Source organism: Micromonospora sp. NPDC006431 (assembly GCF_042870725.1).
Classification (GTDB): Bacteria; Actinomycetota; Actinomycetes; order Mycobacteriales; family Micromonosporaceae; genus Micromonospora.
The window spans coordinates 13712-31767 of sequence record NZ_JBIAHQ010000016.1; the positions used below are offsets into that span (position 1 = coordinate 13712).

An 18056-nucleotide genomic window follows, 5' to 3' on the forward strand; every position below is an offset into this window, starting at 1 on the left:
CGATGCGTGACTTCGTCTTTCCCGGCGGTACCGCGGTGGTCACCGGCGCGGCCAGCGGCATCGGCGAGGCCCTGGCGCACGGGCTGGCCCGGCGCGGCGCCGATCTGGTCCTGCTCGACCGGGACGCCGAGCGGCTCGACGCCGTGGTCGCCGCGATCCGCGCCGCCCACCCCGACCGGCGGATCGACACCCACCTCGTCGACCTCGCCGACGCCGACGCCACCGACCGGGTGGCCGCCGAGCTCCGCCGGCGGCATCCCCGGATCCGGCTGCTGATCAACAACGCGGGAGTCGCGCTGGGCGGTCGGTTCGACCAGGTCACCCTGGCGGAGTTCCTCTGGGTGATCGAGATCAACTTCCGGGCCGTGGTCCGGCTGACCCACGCGCTGCTGCCCGCGCTCAAGGCGGAGCCGGGCGCCCACCTGGTCAACATCTCCAGCCTGTTCGGGCTGATCGCGCCGGCCGGGCAGGCGGCGTACTCGGCCAGCAAGTTCGCCGTCCGCGGCTTCACCGAGGCGCTGCGGCACGAGCTGGTCGAGGATGGGGTGGGGGTCACCTCCGTGCACCCGGGCGGCATCCGCACCCGGATCGCGGCCAGCGCCCGGGTGGGCAGTGGCGTCTCCCGCGAGGAGTACGAGGCCGGCCGGAAGGAGTTCGAGAAGCTGCTCTCCATCGACCCGGCGAAGGCCGCCGAGGTGATCCTGCGCGGCGTCGAGCGCCGCCGGGGCCGGATCCTGATCGGCTGGTCGGCGAAGCTGCCCGACCTGCTGGCCCGACTCGCCCCCGCCTCGTACGGGAAGGTCCTGGCGCTGGGGATGAATCGGCGGGCCGCCCGGGTGCCGGCGCCGCGGCCCGCCCCGGAAGCCGTCGCGCCCGAGACGGAGGCGGCGTCGTGACCGTCGCCCTGCCGCCCGCCGACAGCGTGACCGTGGCCGGCCGCCCGGTCCGCTGCCGTATCGCTGGTGCCGGCCCGCCCGTGGTGCTGCTGCACGGCATCGGGCGCACCCTGGAGGACTTCACCGCCCAGCACGAACTGCTGGCGCGCGACCACCGGGTGATCAGCGTCGACCTGCCCGGCCACGGTGGCAGCGCGCCGCTGGACGCGCCGCACACCCTGCCCGCCCTCGCCCGGGCGGTCGCCGAGTTCCTGGACGCCGCCGGGGTCACGGGTCCGGCGCACCTGGTGGGCAACTCCCTCGGCGGGGCGGTGGCCATGCGGCTCGCCGCCGACCAGCCGGCCCGGGCGGCGAGCCTGGTGCTGGTCAACAGCGCCGGCTTCGGCCCGGAGGTCACCGTCGCGCTGCGGCTGCTCGCCCTGCGCCCGCTGGCCCGGCTGCTGCTGCGCCCGCACCCGGCGATCGCCCGGCGCACCGAGCGGGCCATCTTCCACGACCCGGCGTACGCCACCGAGGAGCGGATCGCGCTCGCGCTGGCGGTGGCCCGCCAGCCGCACGCCGCGCAGGTGATGTTCGAACTGGTCCGCAACCTGGGCACCTGGCGGGGCGTACGGCCACAGTGGCGAGCCGAGTTGCTTGCCGCGGTGGCCGCGCTGGACCTGCCCGTGCTGGTGGTCTGGGGCGACCGGGACCTGATCCTGCCCGCCCACCACCTGGCGGTGGCCCGGGCCCGACTGCCGCGGGCGCGGACCCACCTGTTCCCGGACACCGGGCACATGCCGCAGATCGAGCGGGCGCAGGCGTTCCACGCCCTGGTCACCGACTTCTGGTCGCGCCCCGCCGCCAGCTGACGCGTACGGTGCCTCAGCCCCGGAACTGCTCCTCGATGAGGGCCAGCAGGGCGCGGTGCGTGTCCTGGTCCGCCGCCACCAGCAGCCCGCCCGCGCCGGTGTGCAGCGGCTGACCCCGCAGGCCGGTGACCACGCAGCCCGCGGCCCGGCACAGGGCGATCCCGCTGGCGAAGTGCACGCTGTCCGCCAACTGGCCGTCGGTCACGTACGCCGCCCGCCGGCCGGCGGCCACCCAGGCCACCGCCAGGGTCGTGGAGACCACCCGCGGCCGGAACCGCGCCCCGAACTCCGGGTGCGCGAGCAGCCGGGCGGCCTGGAACGCGGGACCGTTCGGAAACGGCGGGTCGAGGTTGACGTCCACCAGCCGGGACTCGGCCGACGGGCTGAGCGGCTCGTCCACCCCGTCCCGGCGTACCAGGGCGGGGCCGCCGTCGGTCCAGAACAGCTCCCCGGCGAACGGGTCGGCCGAGGCGGCCACCGCGACGCCCGCGCCGGTCCGCAGCGCCACGTTCACCGCGACCAGCGGCATCCGCGCCGCATAGTTCAGGGTGCCGCAGAGCGGGTCGACCAGCCAGGTACGTTCGGCGCGCTCAGCCCCGGTGCGTCCGCTCTCCTCGCCGATCACCGCGTCGTCGGGCCGGGCGGCCCGCAGCACGTCGAGGATCGCCTGCTCCGCCTCCAGGTCGGCGGCGGTGGCGAAGTCACCCCCGGACTTCTCCACCCGCGCCAGCGTGGCCCCGTACCGGGACCGCACGACGGCGGCCCCCGCCTCCGCGGCGGCGATCGCCACGTCCCGATCCATGATCATCATGGCTGGAGCATAGAACGGGTGCGTCCGGCAGGTGCGGGAGCGCCCGGGGTGGGAAGACAACCACCATGCCCGAGGTGACCCTCTTCCTCGCCGGCGACGTGATGACCGGCCGGGGGGTGGACCAGATCCTGCCCCACCCGGGGCCGCCCGCGCTGCGCGAGCCGGCCGTCACCGACGCCCGCCGCTATGTCGAGCTGGCCGAGTCCGTCGCCGGCCCGGTGCCGCGCCCGGCCCCGCCCGACTGGCCGTGGGGCGAGGCGCTGGAACTGCTGAACGCGCTGCGCCCGGACGCCCGGATCGTCAACCTGGAGACATCGGTGACCGGCCGCGGCGAGTACGCCCCCGGCAAGGGCATCCACTACCGGATGCACCCGGCGAACCTGGCCTGCCTCACCGCCGCCCGGCTCGACGTCTGCGCGCTGGCCAACAACCACGTCCTCGACTTCGGCCCCACCGGGCTGACCGACACCCTCGAGGCCCTGCACACGGCGGGCATCCGGACCGCCGGCGCGGGCCGGGACGCCGACGAAGCGTGGCGGCCCGCCGTGGTACGGCTCACCGGCGGCCACCGGCTGCTGGTCTGGTCGGTGGGCACCCCGTCCAGCGGCGTGTACCCCCAGTGGGCGGCGGCCGGCGGGCAGCCCGGGGTGGCGTACCTGCCGGATGCCTCGGCGAGATCGGCCGAGGCGCTCACCGAGCGGATCGCCCGGGAGGCCCGGCCCGGGGACCTGCTCCTGGTCTCGGTGCACTGGGGGTCGAACTGGGGCCACGAGGTGCCGGACGAGCACGTCCGCTTCGCGCACACCCTGGTCGACGCCGGGGTGCACGTGGTCCACGGCCACTCGTCGCACCACCCCCGCCCGATCGAGCGGTACCGGGGGCGGCTCGTCCTGTACGGCTGCGGCGATCTGATCGACGACTACGAGGGGATCGGCGGGCAGGAGTCGTACCGGCCCGAGTTGCGGCTGCTGCACTTGCCCACGCTCGACGCGGAGACCGGCGAGCTGCGCCGGCTGCGGCTGGTGCCGGTGCGGATGCGGCGGATGCGGCTGCAGCGGGCCGCCCCGGAGGAGGCCCGCTGGCTGGCGGACCTGCTCGACGGGCTCGGTGCCCCGTACCGGACCCGGTTCAACCTCGGCGACGACGGCCTGATCACCCTGCGCCCCGACTGAGCGCGTGGGACGGGTCACGTTCGCGGGGGCGGCAGGGGGCTGCCACGCGCTCGGCACGCATCATAGATACATGACGCATCCCACCGCCTCGGCGCGTACCGCCGGGCCCTCGGCCGCCGAGCGGGCGTACCGGCACCTCAAGCGGGCCATCCTGGAACAGGTCTATCCGGGCGGGCAGTTGATCAGCGAGGGCGAGATCGCCGAGGCGGCCGGGGTCTCCCGTACCCCCGTCCGGGAGGCGCTGCTGCGCCTGGAGGCTGAGGGCCTGGTCGCCCTCTACCCGAAGCGCGGCGCGCTGATCCGGCCGGTCTCCGCCCGGGAGATCACCGACGTGATCGAGGCCCGACGCCTGGTCGAGCTGCACGCCGCCGAGCGGGTCTGGCCCCGCCGCGCCGAGATCAGGGCCGACCTGGCCCGCTGGCTCGACGAGATGCGGCGGGCGCACGCCGCCGGCGATGTCACCGCCCTGATGGCCGCAGACCGGGCCTTCCACGCCACCGTGGTGGAGGCGGCCGGCAACGAGATCCTCGCCGAGCTGTACCAGCGGCTGCGCGACCGGCAGCTCCGGATGGGCGAGGCCAGCTTCCGCCTCTCGCCGGGCTGGGCCGAGGTGGTGCTCGCCGAGCACGCCGGCCAGCTCGCCGCGCTCGACGGCGACGACATGCAGGCCTGGCTCGACGCCGTCGGCGCGCACGTCGACAACGCCGCGACCGTGCTGCGGACACTGCGGTGAGCGCCGCCGCCCCTACGGTCGCTTCACGCCGCTCCGCCGCCCTGGTCTACGCGGTCGCCGTCACCGCGTACGTGACCGCCGTCTTCCACCGCAGCTCGCTCGGCGTCACCGGGGTGGACGCGGCGGACCGCTTCCACATCAACGCCGCGGCCTTGGCGACCTTCTCCGTCGCCCAGCTCGCCGTGTACGCGGCCATGCAGGTCCCGGTCGGGGTGCTCCTCGACCGGTTCGGCTCCCGCCGGCTGCTGCTGGCCGGCGGCGCGCTCATGGCCGCCGGCCAGCTCTGCTTCGCCCTCGCCCCCGACGTCCGGCTCGCCGTCGCCGCCCGGGTGCTGGTCGGGCTCGGCGACGCGATGACCTTCATCAGCGTGCTGCGGATCGTGGCGTTCTGGTTCCCCGGGCGGCGCAACCCGCTGCTGGTGCAGCTCACCGGCACCGTCGGGCAGCTCGGCGCGGTGCTCGGCGCCGTACCGCTGGTGGCGCTGCTGCACCACGTCGGCTGGACGCCCGCGTTCCTCACCTCGGCGGCGCTCGGCGCGACCGTGCTGCTGCTGGTCCTCGTCGCGGTCCGGGACACCCCGCACGCCGACCCCGCGGCCGTCGCCACCGACCCGGCCACGGTACGCCGGCAGCTCGTTGACTCCTGGGCCCAGCCGGGCACCCGCCTCGGCCTGTGGGCCCACTTCGTCACCCAGTTCTCCGGCTCGGTCTTCGCGCTGCTCTGGGGCTACCCGTTCCTGGTCCAGGGCCAGGGCTTCGCGCCCACTGCGGCGGCGTCCCTGCTCACCCTGATGACCGTGGTGACCCTGATCTGCGGGCCGGTGATCGCGCACCTGTGCGCCCGGCACCCGTTCCACCGCTCGGTGGTGGTCTTCGCTATCACCGCGGCCACCGCCGCCGTGTGGGCGGTCGTGCTGGCCTGGCCGGGACGCGCGCCGCACTGGCTGCTGGTGGCCCTCGTCGTCGTCCTGGCGGTGAACGGTCCCGGCTCGATGATCGGCTTCGACTACGCGCGCACCTTCAACCCGGTGCACCGGATTGGCAGCGCCACCGGGATCGTCAACGTCGGCGGGTTCGTCGCCTCGATCCTGCTGATCCTGGCCGTCGGCGTGGTGCTGGACCTGGCCACCCCGGCCGGCCGCGGCACCCCGCCGCTGGACGCGTTCCGTTGGGCGTTCGCGGTGCAGTACCTGCTGTGGGGCCTCGGTGCGGTGCAGGTGCTGCGCTACCGCAACGCCACCCGCCGTCGGCAGGCGGCCGAGCGCACCGCCGCCCCGGTGCCCGCGCCGGCCGGCGCCTGACCGCCGGCCGGCCGGATACGCCCTCGGCGCGGCTGCCGCCGGCGGCGCGGCTCCCGCCCCACGGGCCGTCGAGCGCGCGGAGTGGCTCAGAGGTGCTTGCGGCGGTGGGTCAGCGCGTCCAGCACCAGGGTCAGCCCGGCGCCGACCAGCCAGACGTCCTTGGCCAGGCCGATCCCCGCCTGGGTCGGTCGCAGGCTGTTCTGCTCCCGCATGCCCGGCGTCTTCAGGTAGAGCTGCACCAGGCCGGCGCCGAACGCGGTCAGCCCCGCACCCGCCAGCAACGACGGCACGAACGGGACGAGCAGCGCGGCGCCCAGGGCCAGCTCGGCCCGGGACAGCAGCTTGGCGAACTGGTCCGGCGCGAACTGCTGCAGCTGCGGGATCGCGCCGACCGCCATGCCGTGCATGCCCGCGGCGGCCTCGCCCTCCAGGCTCCGCTTGCTGAGCCCGGAATTCAGGATGAACGCGCCGATGGCGACCCGCAGTGGCGCATGCGTCAGCTTCATGATCACTCCCGTCAGTGCCGGAGAAGCCCGGGCCCCCGCGTACCCCACGACGCGCGGGATAACCCGCCCCGCGTCGGCGAGCCGGTGCTGGTGATCGGGCGGTAGGTTCGCTCCAGGGACGTGATCGCATACCGACCGCAGGAGGGGCCTGTGAGCCAGGAAGTCCGGGGAGTCGTGTCGCGGCGCAAGGGCGCGCCGGTGGAGGTCACCACGATCGTGGTGCCCGACCCGGGGCCGGGCGAGGCGGTGGTCCGCGTCCAGTCGTGCGGGGTGTGCCACACCGACCTGCACTACCGCGAGGGCGGCATCACCGACGAATACCCGTTCCTGCTCGGGCACGAGGCCGCCGGTGTGGTCGAGCAGGTGGGGGCGGGGGTAACCGGGGTGGCCCCCGGCGACTTCGTGGTGCTCAACTGGCGGGCGGTCTGCGGGGTGTGCCGGGCCTGCCGCCGGGGCCGCCCCTGGTACTGCTTCAACACCCACAACGCTGCCCAGAAGATGACTCTCACCGACGGCACCGAGCTCACCCCCGCCCTCGGCATCGGCGCGTTCGCCGAGAAGACCCTGGTCCACGCCGGGCAGTGCACCAAGGTCGACCCGGCCGCCCGACCCGCCGCCGTCGGTCTGCTCGGCTGCGGCGTGATGGCCGGCCTCGGCGCGGCGATGAACACCGGTCAGGTGACCCGCGGCGACTCGGTCGCGGTGATCGGCTGCGGCGGCGTCGGCGACGCGGCGGTCGCCGGGGCGGCCCTGGCCGGGGCGACCACGATCATCGCGGTGGACACCGACTCCCGCAAGCTCGACTGGGCTCGCAGGTTCGGCGCCACCCACACGGTCAACGCCTCGGAGGACGACCCGGTCGAGGCGATCCGCGCCGCCACCGGCGGATTCGGCGCCGACGTGGTCATCGACGCGGTGGGCCGCCCGGAGACCTGGAAGCAGGCCTTCTACGCCCGGGACCTGGCCGGCACGGTCGTGCTGGTGGGCGTACCCACCCCGGAGATGAAGATCGAGCTGCCGCTGCTGGACGTCTTCGGCCGCGGCGGGGCACTCAAGTCCAGCTGGTACGGCGACTGCCTGCCCAGCCGGGACTTCCCGATGCTCACCGAGCTGTACCGGCAGGGCCGCCTCGACCTGGACGCGTTCGTCACCGAGGAGATCGCCCTCGACCAGGTCGAGGAGGCGTTCACCCGGATGCACCACGGCGACGTGCTCCGCTCGGTGGTGGTCTTCCCGTGACCGCCCGCGTCGACCACACCGTCACCTCCGGCACGTTCTCCCTCGACGGGCAGACCTTCGACGTCGACAACAACGTCTGGGTGATCGGCGACGACGTCGAGTGCGTCGTCGTCGACGCCCCGCACGACGTGGCCGCCATCCGCAAGGTCGTCGGCGACCGCCGGGTGGTCGCCATCCTGGCCACCCACGCCCACGACGACCATGTCCGGGTCGCGCCCGAGCTGGCCCGGGTCACCGGCGCTCCGGTGCTGCTGCACCCCGCCGACCGGGTGCTCTGGGACCAGGTCCACCCGGACACGCCACCCGACGGGGAGCTGACCGACGGCCAGACGGTGGCGGTCGGCGGCAGCACGCTGCGGGTGCTGCACACCCCCGGGCACAGCCCGGGCGCGTGCAGCCTGCACGCCCCCGACCTCGGCGCCGTCTTCACCGGCGACACCCTCTTCGCGGGCGGGCCCGGCGCCACCGGCCGCTCCTACAGCGACTTCGGCACCATCATCGATTCGATCCGGACCCGGCTGCTCACGCTGCCGCCGGGGACCGTGGTCCACACCGGACACGGTGACGACACCACCATCGGCGCCGAGGCACCGCACGTCGCCGAGTGGATCGCCCGGGGCCACTGAGCCACCGCCCGGCCGGGTCGCCGACCCGGTCGGGCTCAGCGCTCGCCGTCCAGTACCGGCTTGAGGTCGAGTACCGGGGTGCCGTCCACCGCTTCGAGGTCGGCCACCCGCACCCGCAGGCCGGCCACCTCGCGCACCCGTACCCGGTGCAGTCCGATCGGGTTCGGGCGGTGCGGCGAGCGGGTGCCGAACACCCCGGTCTCGGGCCGTGACCGGTCGCCCCGTGGGTGCACCACGAGCACGTCCCGCTGCGCCCGGTCCAGCCAGGTCAGTACCAGCAGGTCCGCACCGGGCGCCAGGCCGCGCAGCGCCGGGGCGTACGTCTCGTCGAAGACCAGCCACGCCTCCGGCGCGCCCTCGTCGCCCTGCTTCCGCGCCAGCGCCGGATCGGTCAGCGGGGACTCGACCCGGCCGACGGGCCGCAGCGCGTACAACGCGGCCTCCGGGCCGGACGGATGAGTCTGCATCCGTACAACGTCGCACAGGGCGGGCCGGATGACCAGGCCCGCCGCCCCTACCCGCTGGCGGCGACGGGGCCGCCGGGCCGGTCCGGGTCGGAGCGGACCTGCTCGGCGGGGGACAGGTCGGGGCGCAGCCGGGCGGCGCCGTTCAGATAGACGTGCGACAGGGCCGACGCCGGCCGGGCGGTGACGACGTGAGCCAGCAACCGGACCACCCGCGGCATGGCGCCCGGCACGGCGATCTCGGTGGCGCACAGCAGCGGCACGTCGGTGAGCCCGAGTCGGCGGGCGGCCACCGCGGGGAAGCAGCTCACCAGGTCGGGCGTCGCGGTGAACAGGATGCTGATGACATCGGCGGCGGTCAGGCCGTTGCGGCGCATCACCTCGGTGAGGAGCAACTGCGTCTGCGTGTCGACGACCTCGGGGTCGTCCCGCTCCACCTGGACCGCACCGCGCACCGCCCGGACGACGACGGCGGGCGGCCCGGCCCGGTGTCGGATCCGCTGTCCCGGCCGCATCTGGGCACCTCCGCTCGGGCGCGGCCGCCGTCGACGACGGCCGCGCGGTCGGTTCGCCGGCTGGTGACCGGCCCTGCCTAGGCCGTCCCGTCGGCGAACTGTCCCGGCTGCCGCCCGGCGCCGGCGGGGCCACGGTAGGCCTGGGCGATGTCGAGCCAGCGGTCCGCCTCGGCGCCGGTCGCGGTGAGCGCCAGGTCGTCCCGGTGGCGACGACGGGTCGCCAGGAGGCAGAGGTCGGCGGCCGGCCCGGTGATCCGCTCGCCGGAGTCGGCCGGACCGAACGTCCAGGATGCCCCCGAGGGCCCGGTCACCTCGAACCGCAGCTGCACGTCGGGCACGGCCAGGCCGCGGGACTGGTAGCCGAAGTCCCAGGTCCGGACCACGAACTCGACCAGATGCCGGATCCGGTCGCCGTACTGCCGGCGCACGCCCAGCGCGTCGGCGATGTCCTGACCATGGGCGAAGTGTTCCATCATGCCGGCCGCCGCGAGGACCGCCGCCGGCAGCGGGCGGACCAGCCACGGCACCAGCTGCCCGGGCGGCGTCGCGGTCAGCGCGTCGTCCACCGCCGCACGCTCGGCCCGCCAGCGCTTGAGCAGCACCTCCGGCGGCTCGGCGAGGTAGCCGGCCAGGGCGTGCTGGACGTTCGCGTTGAAGTCGGCGCTGAGCCCGGAGGTGAGCCGGGTGAAGGCGTCCGGGTCGCTGACCGCCAGCTCGGCCATCCGGAAGGTGGCCGCCAGGTGGGCGATCTGGTGGGCGATGGTCCAGCCGGGCGCCGGCGTCGGGCGCTCCCACCCGGCGGTGTCCAGGTCGGCCACCAACCTGTCCACGTCCTGGCCCTCGGCCGTCAGTTGGGCGTACACATCGGGTTGTGCGGTCACGGGTCTTCCTCTCGATCGGTCGGGCGCTGGTCAGGGAACCGGCCGGATGCCGGGTCCGGGATGGGCGACGGGCGGCCCGGGTGGGGCGGACGGGTCCGGTCCGGCGTGCCGTGGCCGGCGGGTCCGCAGCAGCATCGCCACCGCGCTCAGGACCACCAGGCCGTCGACCACCAGCAGCACCGCGCTGACCGGGTCGACGCCGTGCTGGTGTTCCGACACCGCCGCCGCCTCCGCCGGCACCGGTGCGGCCGGGGGTGGTGCCCCGGTGCCGACGCTGAAGCGCCGGCTGCCCTGCGCCTCGCCGCCGTCGGCGAACTCCACGTGGTACGCGATGGTGAAGACACCGGGCCGCTGGATCGAGACGGCCTGGACGAGCCGGCGCCCGGCGGCGGTCGGCGTGTCGGTCCGGTTGACCCGCCGGCCGTCCTCGGTGACGACGGCCAGGTGCGAGCGGGCCGCGACAGGGGTCCGGGAGAAGGTCAGCTCCACCTGCGTCGGCGCGGCGGACAGGGCGGCCCCGTCGGCCGGGACGCTGGCCGTGGCGTCGTCCCCGCCCGACGCCGCCGCGGGTGCGGCCGGCACGGCGAGCGCGACGGTGAGCACGGCCGGAACCACTGCCCGGATCAGGTGACGGCCGGCCATCTCAGGCGGGCATCGCCGAGGACGGCATCGGCTCGTGGTGCGGGCGGCGGCTCGCCGCGCACGCGCAGGACATGGCCGCGCTCTCGGCTGGGCTGGGCCTCAGGTGCAGGTACATCGCGACCACCATCGGGATGAAGACCACCGAGTTGTAGAACAGGTGCAGCTCCACCCTCGGCAGGACCAGCTGCAGGATGCTGGTCGGCACCTTCGCGCCGAAGAGGTAGGCGCCGGTCTGGGCCTGGATGAACAGCAGGGCGTGCTCGATGTGGTGCCAGAACTGCAGGGCGAGCGAGATCGTCCACCAGGTGCGGGCCCGCCCCACGAAGCCCGGTCGCAGCAGGAACAGGCCCACGAGCATGAGCAGGGCGTATCCGTAGTGGAGCCACTCCGAGGTGACCAGCCAGGGGTAGAACTGGCCGAGCACACCGCGGGCCGCCGGCCGGGGTTTGCCGAGCACCCAGATCTGGTAGGCCTGCACCAGGTGCTCGGCCCAGTGCGCCACCACGATGAGCAGGTAGAGCCGGAGCGCCGATTGGTGGTACCGGCCGTTGATCCGGGCGACGAGGCCTCGACCGCGCTCTGCCTCATGGACGAGCATGACTGTCTCCATCCGTGTGACTGGGGTGCACCAGCCACGCTAACGGCGTCCGGACACGCCATGCTCTTCGATGTTGCGCAGTTCGGCGGAGCGCCGGCTGAGGTGCCTCACACCGCTTCTGAACTGCTCGGTTCTGGTTAGCAACTGGGAAGATGCGGCGTCTGGACGGCGATTCGGACGATAGGACCGCCCGTACTGGGCCAGCGCCACCCGGCCCGTGCGGGGCGGCCGCTGCCGGTCCGTCCCGGCGCGCGGCGGACCGGGCCCGCGCTCCGCCGGCACCCCGACGGGTCGCAGCCGGGCGGCGTCCGCCCGCTGCCGCCGGACCAGGTGCCGGCACCCGACCAGTGCTCCTCACCGACGACAGGAGACACGCCAGTGCAACCGACTACCCCTGATGCCGACCCGGCAGTGACGATGACGTTGGAGGCGTTCGCCGACACGATCCTTCCCGGCGAAAAGCGGTCGCCCGACGATCGCAGCGTCGCCGGGGTCTCCGCCGGCGGCGGCGCGGTCGCGTCGGGCGCAGTGGACGTGCTGCGCACTCCGGAAGGCGGGATGGCCCCCGCCCTGGACGGCCTGGCCGAGGCGCTCAACGGCCACGCCCGCCGGTACGCCGAGGAGCACCGGCTGACGCCCGGCGCGGACGTACCGCCGTTCGTGGCGCTCGCCTACCCGGACCGGGTGGCGTTGGTGCAGGAGCTGACCGGCGCGGACCACCCCGAGCGGGAGGCCTGGGTGAGCCTGGCCATGTTCAGCACGATCGCCTTCGACGCCGCCGCGCACCTGCACACCACCGACGCGCTCGCCGCCGGCCACCCCGGTCTGGCCACCCTCGGCTATTACCCACCCGATCGGGACGGGATCTGGCGGTTCCCGGAGTACTCCTACGGCCGGGTGCTCGCCCGTCCGCACCCCGACACGACCCCCTCAGGGAGCCCGGCATGACGGTTACCGAGAAGACCGACGTCCTCGCGATCGGCAGCGGCTTCGGCGGCGCGATCACCGCGTACCACCTGGCCGCCGGCGGCGCCCGGGTGGTCGTGCTGGAACGCGGCCCGTGGCTGCAGGGCGAGGAGTTCGACCAGGACTTCAAGTTCGGCTCGTCCTCGACCCGGGTGTTCGACTTCGTCATCGGCGACGGGATGAGCGTGCTCAGCGGCAACTGCGTCGGCGGTGGCAGCGTCGTCTACTTCGCCGCCATGCCCCGCGCGCCCCGCTTCGTCTTCGACCGGCAGGGCAGCATCGGCCGTCGCATGTGGCCCGCCGCCATCTCCCGGGACGCCCTGGACCCCTGGTACGACCGGGTCGCCGAGGCGTTGCCGGTCAGCCAGCAGACCTGGACCGACGTGCCGTACTCCGGCGGGCTGTTCGGCGCGGCCTGCGCCCACGCCGGTCGGACCGCCAACCCGGTCCCGGTCGCCATCGACCGGGAGCGCTGCACCAACTGCAACTGGATGATGTCCGGGTGCCGCTTCGACGCGAAGCGTTCCCTGCTGCTGAACTACCTCCCGGCCGCCCTGGCCCACGGCGCGCAGATCCGGCCGATGCACGAGGTGCAGTACCTGGCCCGCACCGACGACGGCGGCTACCGGGTGCACTACCGCGTCCTGGACGAGGTCGACTACCGGGTCGAGGTGGGCGCCGGGGCGATCGACGCCCGGATCGTCGTGCTCGCCGCCGGGGCGGGCGCCACCCCGGTGATCCTGCAACGTTCCGAGCCGCACCTCGGGCCGATGCCGTCGGCCGTCGGCCGCTACTTCTCCGGCAACGGGGAACGGCTCAACACGGCCGTCTTCGACGAGGACCGGGTGCGCGACGTGCTCGGCCTGTCCCGGGCCGACGGCGTGCCGTACGAGGGCTACCAGATCGGCAAGGGGCCGTGCGTGGCCAGCTGGGACAAGTTGGACGGGTCATTGGCCGAGTACACCCGCTTCTCGCTGGAGCAGCTGTACTTCCCGCCCGGCTTCGGCACCATCCTCGCCCAGGTGCCGGACGCCGTTGGCCCCACCTGGTTCGGCGCGGAGAAGAAGGAACTACTCCGCCGCTGGCGGTCCTGGCTGACCATCTTCACGATGAGCGAGGACGACAACGAGGGGGTGTTCGGGCCGCCCCCGGAGTCCGGCAACTCGCAGCGGCTGTCCCAGCAGATGCTCGGCCGGGGGGCGCTGCGCTACCGGCCGACGCCCAACACGCTGCGCGGCTGGGCCGAGTCGGACGCGGCGGTGCGGGACATCCTCGAACGCGACGGGCTGTCCCGGGTGATGCCGTGGACCAACGAGGTGGTGGGCGCCTACACCGTGCACCCGCTGGCCTCCTGCCGGATCGGGGACGACCCGGCCACCTCCGCCCTGGACGACCGGCACGAGCTGCGCGACCACCCCGGCATCTTCGTGACCGACGGATCCGCCGTGCCGGGTGCCCTCACCGTCAATCCGGCCATGACCATCGCGGCGCTCGCCGAACGCGCGGTGCCGGGCATCGTGCGGGCCGCCCAGGAGCGGGGTGTGCAGGTCCGCTACGGCGCTCCGTCGCCGGACGGCGGCACGGCGGGTCGGCGCGGGGTCCTGCCCCTGGGGGCCGGCCGCACCGCGAACTGACCGGGTGGCGCGCCGTCGCCCGGGCCGCCGCGGCGGCCCGGCGTCACCGGGGCGGGACATGATCCGGGTTGGGGCGGGTGGTCACCTCCGCGGGGGTGAGTGGCCGCTCGCACTCGACGCAGTGCATCACGGCCTGGGCCGCGCCCCCGCAGCCGTCGTGCTCGGCGATCCGGGGCGCGCCGGCCGGGCCGGCGAAATGCCGGTCCCCCCACTGCATCAGGGCCAGGATCACGGGCACCAGCTCCCGGCCGCGGTCGGTGAGGTGGTACTCGTGCCGCAGCGGGCGTTCCTGGTAGGGCACCCGCTGCAGCACGCCCCCGTCCACCAGGGTGCCGAGCCGGTCGGCAAGCACGTTGCGAGCGATCCCGAGGTTGCGCAGGAACACGTCGAAGCGGGTCGCGCCGACCAGCGCCTCGCGGACGATCAGCAGGCTCCACCGCTCGCCGACCACCTCGAGAGAACGGGCGATCGAACAGGTCTGGCCTGCGTAGATCCGGTTGTACATCCGGTCATCTTAGTGACCATGTCGACATCGACCGATGATGACGGACCGCCGGGCGGCGCCGTCCGGGACGAGGGAGTGGACTGTGCGAGGCTGGCTGCTCAGGACGGCCGTACGCCGGTCGATAGTGGAGATCCGATACGTGACACCGGTGCTACCGGCGGCGGCCCCGCCGCCGGTGGCCGCGCTCTACGACCAGGTCGAGCGGGACTTCGGCGTACTCGCACCGCCGGTGGTGCTGCACTCGCCCGAGCCGGACGCGCTCGCGGCCTGCTGGGCGATGCTGCGCGAGACCCTGGTCGCCACCGGACGGGTGGACCGGGGGGTCAAGGAGGCGGTGGCGGCGGCCGTCTCCGTCGCCAACCGGTGTCCGTACTGCGTGGAGGTGCACGGCACGGCCCTGGACGCCCTGGCCGGCGGCCCCGACGCCACGTCGGTCGCGCGGGACCGGGTCGACCTCGTCACCGACCCCGGAATGCGCCGGATGGCGAATTGGGCCCGGCACAGCGGGGTCCGTGAGCCGTCCGAACCTCCCGCGCCCCCGTTCGGGCCGGCGCAGGCGCCGGAGGTGATCGGCGTCGCGGTGACCTTCCACTACATCAACCGCATGGTGAACATCTTCCTGGACGACTCACCGCTGCCGGCGGCGGCGCCGGTCGCCGTGCAGTCGGCGTTGCGCCGGCTGCTGCGTACGGTGATGCGGCACACCGGCCGGACGGCCCGCGCCGCCGGTACCGCGCGGGGCCAACTCCCGGCTGCCGCCCTCCCGGCGGATCTCGGCTGGGCGCGGGGTTCCGCGCCCGTGGCGGACGCCTTCGCCCGCGCCGGCGCGGCCATCGAGGCCGCCGGTGCCCGGGCGCTCGCCCCGCAGGTGCGGGACCGGGTGGCGGCCGAGGTGAGCCGGTGGGACGGTCGGCCGCTCGGCCCGAGCCGGTCCTGGGCCCGGGCGGCCGTCGCCGACCTGCCGGCGGCGCAGCGGCCGGTCGCGCGGTTGGCTCTACTCGCGGCCCTCGCCTCCTACCAGGTGGACGCGTCGGTGATCGACGACGCGCGCGGGGCCGGCCTGGACGACCGGGGGCTGATCGCGGTGACCGCTTGGGCCAGCCTCACCGCGGCCCGCCGGATCGGCACCTGGATGTGGGCCGGCGCCGGCCCGGCCACCGGGAGCCGGACCCCGGGCCAGCCCGCCGAGCGGTGAGCCGGCATGCCGCCGGCGTGCCGGGTCGGCACGGGTCGCGCCGTGGGCCCGCCGCAGGCGGCTCAGGTTCGCACTCTCGGAGTTCTGCCACCTCGGTGCGGTCGGTCATTCTGGCACCAGTCCCGCCGTTCCGGGGCGGTGACCGCCGGTCGGGGGCCCGACGGAGCCGACCACGACCGGCTGCCGTAGGTGACCGGACCTCCGCTCCGGCCCTGCCGGGACACCGTCCCGCCGGGGCCGGGACTAGTCGGACTCCGGTCCCGGCCCACATCAGCACAACCATGGAGGCGGAGTGCTCGCCAGCCGGGTCGTTTCATCGGTCGTCCAGCGTCAGGTCAAGTACGTCAAGCCGGTCCCGCGGGAGACCGCCAAGGGCATCGTCGCCGAGGTGTACGACCAGGTGGCGGGGGAGATGCGCCTGGTGGTCCCACCGGTGCTGCTGCACTCGCCGTCGCCGCCGGCCACCGCCGCGTACTGGATGCTGATGCGGGAGCCGCTGACCACCGGCGGCGTGGTGGACCGGTCGGCGAAGGAGGCGGTGGCCTCCGCCGTGTCGGTGGCGAACATCTGCCCGTACTGCCTGGACATGCACAGCACCAACATGTACGGCCTGGCGGGCCCCGACGACGCGGAGGCGATCGCCACGGACCGGCTGGACGACGTGCGCGACGAGCGCCTCCGGCGGCTGGCCGGCTGGGCTCGCGAGGCGCACCTGCTGGATGCGCCGATGCCGTCGGGAGCCGTGTTCACCGAGGCCGAGCGTCCCGAGCTGGTGGGGGTGATGGTCGCCTTCCACTACCTGACCCGGATGGTCAACGTCTTCCTCGCCAGCTTCCTGCTGCCGCCGCGGTTGTCGCCGGCCGCCCGCCGGCGGGCCAAGCAGGGCATCAGTCACCTGCTCAGCCCCACCCTGCGCGGCGCGTTCCCGCCGGGCCGATCGCTGTCGCTGCTGCCGCCCGCCGCGCTGCCGGTGGACGCCGGCTGGGCCGCCGGGAACCACGTGGTGGCCGAGGCGGTTTCCCGGGCGTACGCGGCGCTGGAGGCGGCCGGTGAGCGGGCGCTGTCGCCCGAGGTTCGGGCGCTGGTGCACACCCGGCTGGCGGACTGGCGGGGCGAGGAGACCGGGCTGAGCCGGCAGTGGTGCGAGGACCTGGTCGCCGGGCTGCCCGCGGCGGAGCGGGCCGCCGCGCGGCTGGCCCTGCTCACCGCTCTCGCCTCCCATCAGGTGGACGAGAGCGTGGTGGAGGACTTCCGGCGCCACGACCCCGACGACAGGCGCCTGGTCGAGGCGGCGGCCTGGGCCAGCTACGCCGTCGCCCGCCGGATCGGTGCCCGCTACGTGCCGGCCCAGTCGGGGCCCGCCGCGGGCTGAACGGCCCGGTGCGACCGCTCCCGGCAGGCCACCACCGAACCCTCCGCCGCGCCCTGCCGCGCCGAGCTTCTGAGGCACCCGCCCCAGACGACCCACACCCGCTGGAGGAACCATGTCGACCGTTCTGGGTGCCCTGCGCCGCCTTTTGCTGGCGCCGTCGCTGGCGGAGGTGGGCTTCGCCCGCCGGGGCTTCCCCGGCCCGCACCTCGCCGCCACCCACTGGCTGGAGGCCGTGCCGCAGTCCGTCGTCTGCGGCTTCGAGTGGGGCATCGACGCGCGTGACCAGTGGGAGCTGGAGCGCCGGCTGGAGCTGGTCGAGCCGGCCATGCGGGGCTTCGCCTACGAGGGGGCCACGATGGCCTGCACCGTCCTGGACGCGATGCCCGGCGGGCGCGGCACGCGTACCCGGGAACTGCTGCTGGGCCCGGGGCGGCCGCACATCTTCCTCGCCTACATCGGCATCGGCTTCGCGATGGCCCGGCTGCCGCGCCCGCTGTGGCGGACCGTCCTGCCGGACCTGCCCGGCATGCCGTACCACCCGACGATGAGCTGGCTGGCGGTGGACGGGTACGGCTTCGACCGGGCGTACTTCGACACCGGGCGGATCGTGGACGCACAGGAGCGCCCGAAGTCCTATCCCTGGCAGGGGTTCGCCGGCTACTTCCCGCGTGCGGTCGACCAGGGCATCGGCCGGGCGCTCTGGTTCGTCCACTCCGCCCGGCCGGCGGACGTGGACGCCGCGGTGCGTCGCTTCGCCGTCGACCGCCGCCCGGATCTGTGGAGCGGGGTGGGGCTCGCCGCCGTCTTCGCCGGCGGCTGCGGTCGGGAGGAACTGGTCCGGCTCCGCGAGGCGGCCGGGGAAGAGTGGCCCGAGCTCGCCCTGGGCGCGGTCTTCGCCGCGAAGGCCCGGGCGTTCAGCGGCACCGTCCCGGGGCACTCGGAGGCCGCCACCGAGGTGCTGGCCGGCATGTCGGTACGGGACGCGGCGGTCCTCGCCGACGACGTGGCGGACGACCTGCGCGGCAGCGGCGACGTGCCACCGTACGAGGCGTGGCGGCAGCGGATCCGGCAGCGCTGCCGGGACCTGCGGTCGGCCGGGCCGGTGCGCTGACTCAGACGTCGCGTCGATTGGTCGTGAAATTGCGATCA

The 18056-nt window shown here is 74.8% G+C and carries 20 protein-coding genes; 12 read left to right on the plus strand and 8 right to left on the minus strand.

Going from position 1 to position 18056, the window contains the following annotated elements; genetic code table 11:
* The first annotated feature begins 2 nt into the window (after positions 1-2).
* Positions 3-896: an SDR family NAD(P)-dependent oxidoreductase gene (locus ACFYM6_RS24400; protein ID WP_387279004.1), complete on the plus strand. Its 894-nt coding sequence runs from the start codon at positions 3-5 to the stop codon at positions 894-896.
* Positions 893-1747 carry an alpha/beta fold hydrolase gene (locus tag ACFYM6_RS24405; RefSeq protein WP_387279006.1) on the plus strand — a complete coding sequence of 285 codons (855 nt, stop codon included), beginning with the start codon at positions 893-895 and terminating at the stop codon, positions 1745-1747. The genes ACFYM6_RS24400 and ACFYM6_RS24405 overlap by 4 nt, the downstream gene beginning before the upstream one ends.
* Before the next feature lie 13 nt (positions 1748-1760).
* Here the strand turns inward: ACFYM6_RS24405 and ACFYM6_RS24410 are convergent, their stop codons facing one another.
* Positions 1761-2558 carry an inositol monophosphatase family protein gene (locus ACFYM6_RS24410; protein ID WP_387279008.1) on the minus strand — a complete coding sequence of 266 codons (798 nt, stop codon included), beginning with the start codon at positions 2556-2558 and terminating at the stop codon, positions 1761-1763.
* 65 nt (positions 2559-2623) lie between these two features.
* Between ACFYM6_RS24410 and ACFYM6_RS24415 the strand changes: the two genes are divergently transcribed.
* The 3 genes from ACFYM6_RS24415 to ACFYM6_RS24425 all read left to right on the plus strand — a co-directional run bounded on the left by ACFYM6_RS24415 (position 2624) and on the right by ACFYM6_RS24425 (position 5764).
* Positions 2624-3730 carry a CapA family protein gene (locus ACFYM6_RS24415; protein WP_387279010.1) on the plus strand — a complete coding sequence of 369 codons (1107 nt, stop codon included), beginning with the start codon at positions 2624-2626 and terminating at the stop codon, positions 3728-3730.
* A gap of 70 nt (positions 3731-3800) precedes the next feature.
* A complete protein-coding gene (locus tag ACFYM6_RS24420; RefSeq protein WP_387279012.1) occupies positions 3801-4463 on the plus strand; it encodes a GntR family transcriptional regulator in 663 nt (220 codons plus the stop codon).
* Positions 4460-5764: a nitrate/nitrite transporter gene (locus ACFYM6_RS24425; RefSeq protein ID WP_387279014.1), complete on the plus strand. Its 1305-nt coding sequence runs from the start codon at positions 4460-4462 to the stop codon at positions 5762-5764. The genes ACFYM6_RS24420 and ACFYM6_RS24425 overlap by 4 nt, the downstream gene beginning before the upstream one ends.
* An 86-nt stretch (positions 5765-5850) precedes the next feature.
* Here the strand turns inward: ACFYM6_RS24425 and ACFYM6_RS24430 are convergent, their stop codons facing one another.
* The gene (locus ACFYM6_RS24430) at positions 5851-6270 is read right to left on the minus strand and encodes a hypothetical protein (protein WP_387279017.1); all 420 of its coding nucleotides are present in this window, start codon (positions 6268-6270) and stop codon (positions 5851-5853) included.
* A gap of 150 nt (positions 6271-6420) precedes the next feature.
* Here ACFYM6_RS24430 and ACFYM6_RS24435 point away from each other — a divergent pair, with 150 nt between their 5' ends.
* Together ACFYM6_RS24435 and ACFYM6_RS24440 are read left to right on the plus strand one after the other, a co-directional pair.
* Positions 6421-7509, plus strand: a complete 1089-nt coding sequence (locus tag ACFYM6_RS24435; protein ID WP_387279019.1) for an S-(hydroxymethyl)mycothiol dehydrogenase — start codon at positions 6421-6423, stop codon at positions 7507-7509.
* Entirely contained in the window at positions 7506-8135 is a 630-nt protein-coding gene (locus ACFYM6_RS24440; protein WP_387279022.1) for an MBL fold metallo-hydrolase, read from the plus strand. The genes ACFYM6_RS24435 and ACFYM6_RS24440 overlap by 4 nt, the downstream gene beginning before the upstream one ends.
* Positions 8136-8170: 35 nt before the next feature.
* Here the strand turns inward: ACFYM6_RS24440 and tsaA are convergent, their stop codons facing one another.
* The 5 genes from tsaA to ACFYM6_RS24465 form a co-directional block, all read right to left on the minus strand.
* Complete coding sequence (gene tsaA, locus ACFYM6_RS24445) at positions 8171-8602, minus strand: tRNA (N6-threonylcarbamoyladenosine(37)-N6)-methyltransferase TrmO (RefSeq protein ID WP_387279024.1); 432 nt, start codon at positions 8600-8602, stop codon at positions 8171-8173.
* A 47-nt stretch (positions 8603-8649) separates the two neighbouring features.
* Positions 8650-9114 carry a chorismate mutase gene (gene aroH, locus ACFYM6_RS24450; RefSeq protein WP_387279026.1) on the minus strand — a complete coding sequence of 155 codons (465 nt, stop codon included), beginning with the start codon at positions 9112-9114 and terminating at the stop codon, positions 8650-8652.
* Between the two features lie 77 nt (positions 9115-9191).
* Entirely contained in the window at positions 9192-9995 is an 804-nt protein-coding gene (locus ACFYM6_RS24455) for a TIGR03084 family metal-binding protein (protein WP_387279027.1), read from the minus strand.
* Positions 9996-10025: 30 nt separating this feature from the next.
* Complete coding sequence (locus ACFYM6_RS24460) at positions 10026-10598, minus strand: copper resistance CopC family protein (RefSeq protein ID WP_387279030.1); 573 nt, start codon at positions 10596-10598, stop codon at positions 10026-10028.
* 40 nt (positions 10599-10638) lie between these two features.
* Positions 10639-11235, minus strand: coding sequence for a hypothetical protein (locus ACFYM6_RS24465; RefSeq protein WP_387279032.1), 597 nt, complete (start codon positions 11233-11235; stop codon positions 10639-10641).
* Positions 11236-11652: 417 nt separating this feature from the next.
* On the opposite strand from ACFYM6_RS24465, the gene ACFYM6_RS24470 reads away from it, so the two are divergent.
* The gene (locus tag ACFYM6_RS24470; protein WP_387279034.1) at positions 11653-12183 is read left to right on the plus strand and encodes a DUF5987 family protein; all 531 of its coding nucleotides are present in this window, start codon (positions 11653-11655) and stop codon (positions 12181-12183) included.
* Positions 12180-13835, plus strand: a complete 1656-nt coding sequence (locus ACFYM6_RS24475) for a GMC family oxidoreductase N-terminal domain-containing protein (RefSeq protein WP_387279036.1) — start codon at positions 12180-12182, stop codon at positions 13833-13835. The genes ACFYM6_RS24470 and ACFYM6_RS24475 overlap by 4 nt, the downstream gene beginning before the upstream one ends.
* 43 nt (positions 13836-13878) lie before the next feature.
* Here the strand turns inward: ACFYM6_RS24475 and ACFYM6_RS24480 are convergent, their stop codons facing one another.
* Positions 13879-14340, minus strand: coding sequence for a winged helix-turn-helix transcriptional regulator (locus tag ACFYM6_RS24480; RefSeq protein WP_387279038.1), 462 nt, complete (start codon positions 14338-14340; stop codon positions 13879-13881).
* Between the two features lie 82 nt (positions 14341-14422).
* On the opposite strand from ACFYM6_RS24480, the gene ACFYM6_RS24485 reads away from it, so the two are divergent.
* The 3 genes from ACFYM6_RS24485 (at position 14423) to ACFYM6_RS24495 (ending at position 18018) form a co-directional block, all read left to right on the plus strand.
* Positions 14423-15535, plus strand: coding sequence for a carboxymuconolactone decarboxylase family protein (locus tag ACFYM6_RS24485; protein WP_387279039.1), 1113 nt, complete (start codon positions 14423-14425; stop codon positions 15533-15535).
* 292 nt (positions 15536-15827) lie between these two features.
* Complete coding sequence (locus ACFYM6_RS24490; RefSeq protein WP_387279041.1) at positions 15828-16907, plus strand: carboxymuconolactone decarboxylase family protein; 1080 nt, start codon at positions 15828-15830, stop codon at positions 16905-16907.
* A gap of 112 nt (positions 16908-17019) precedes the next feature.
* Positions 17020-18018 carry a DUF1702 family protein gene (locus ACFYM6_RS24495; protein ID WP_387279043.1) on the plus strand — a complete coding sequence of 333 codons (999 nt, stop codon included), beginning with the start codon at positions 17020-17022 and terminating at the stop codon, positions 18016-18018.
* The last annotated feature ends 38 nt before the right edge of the window (positions 18019-18056 follow it).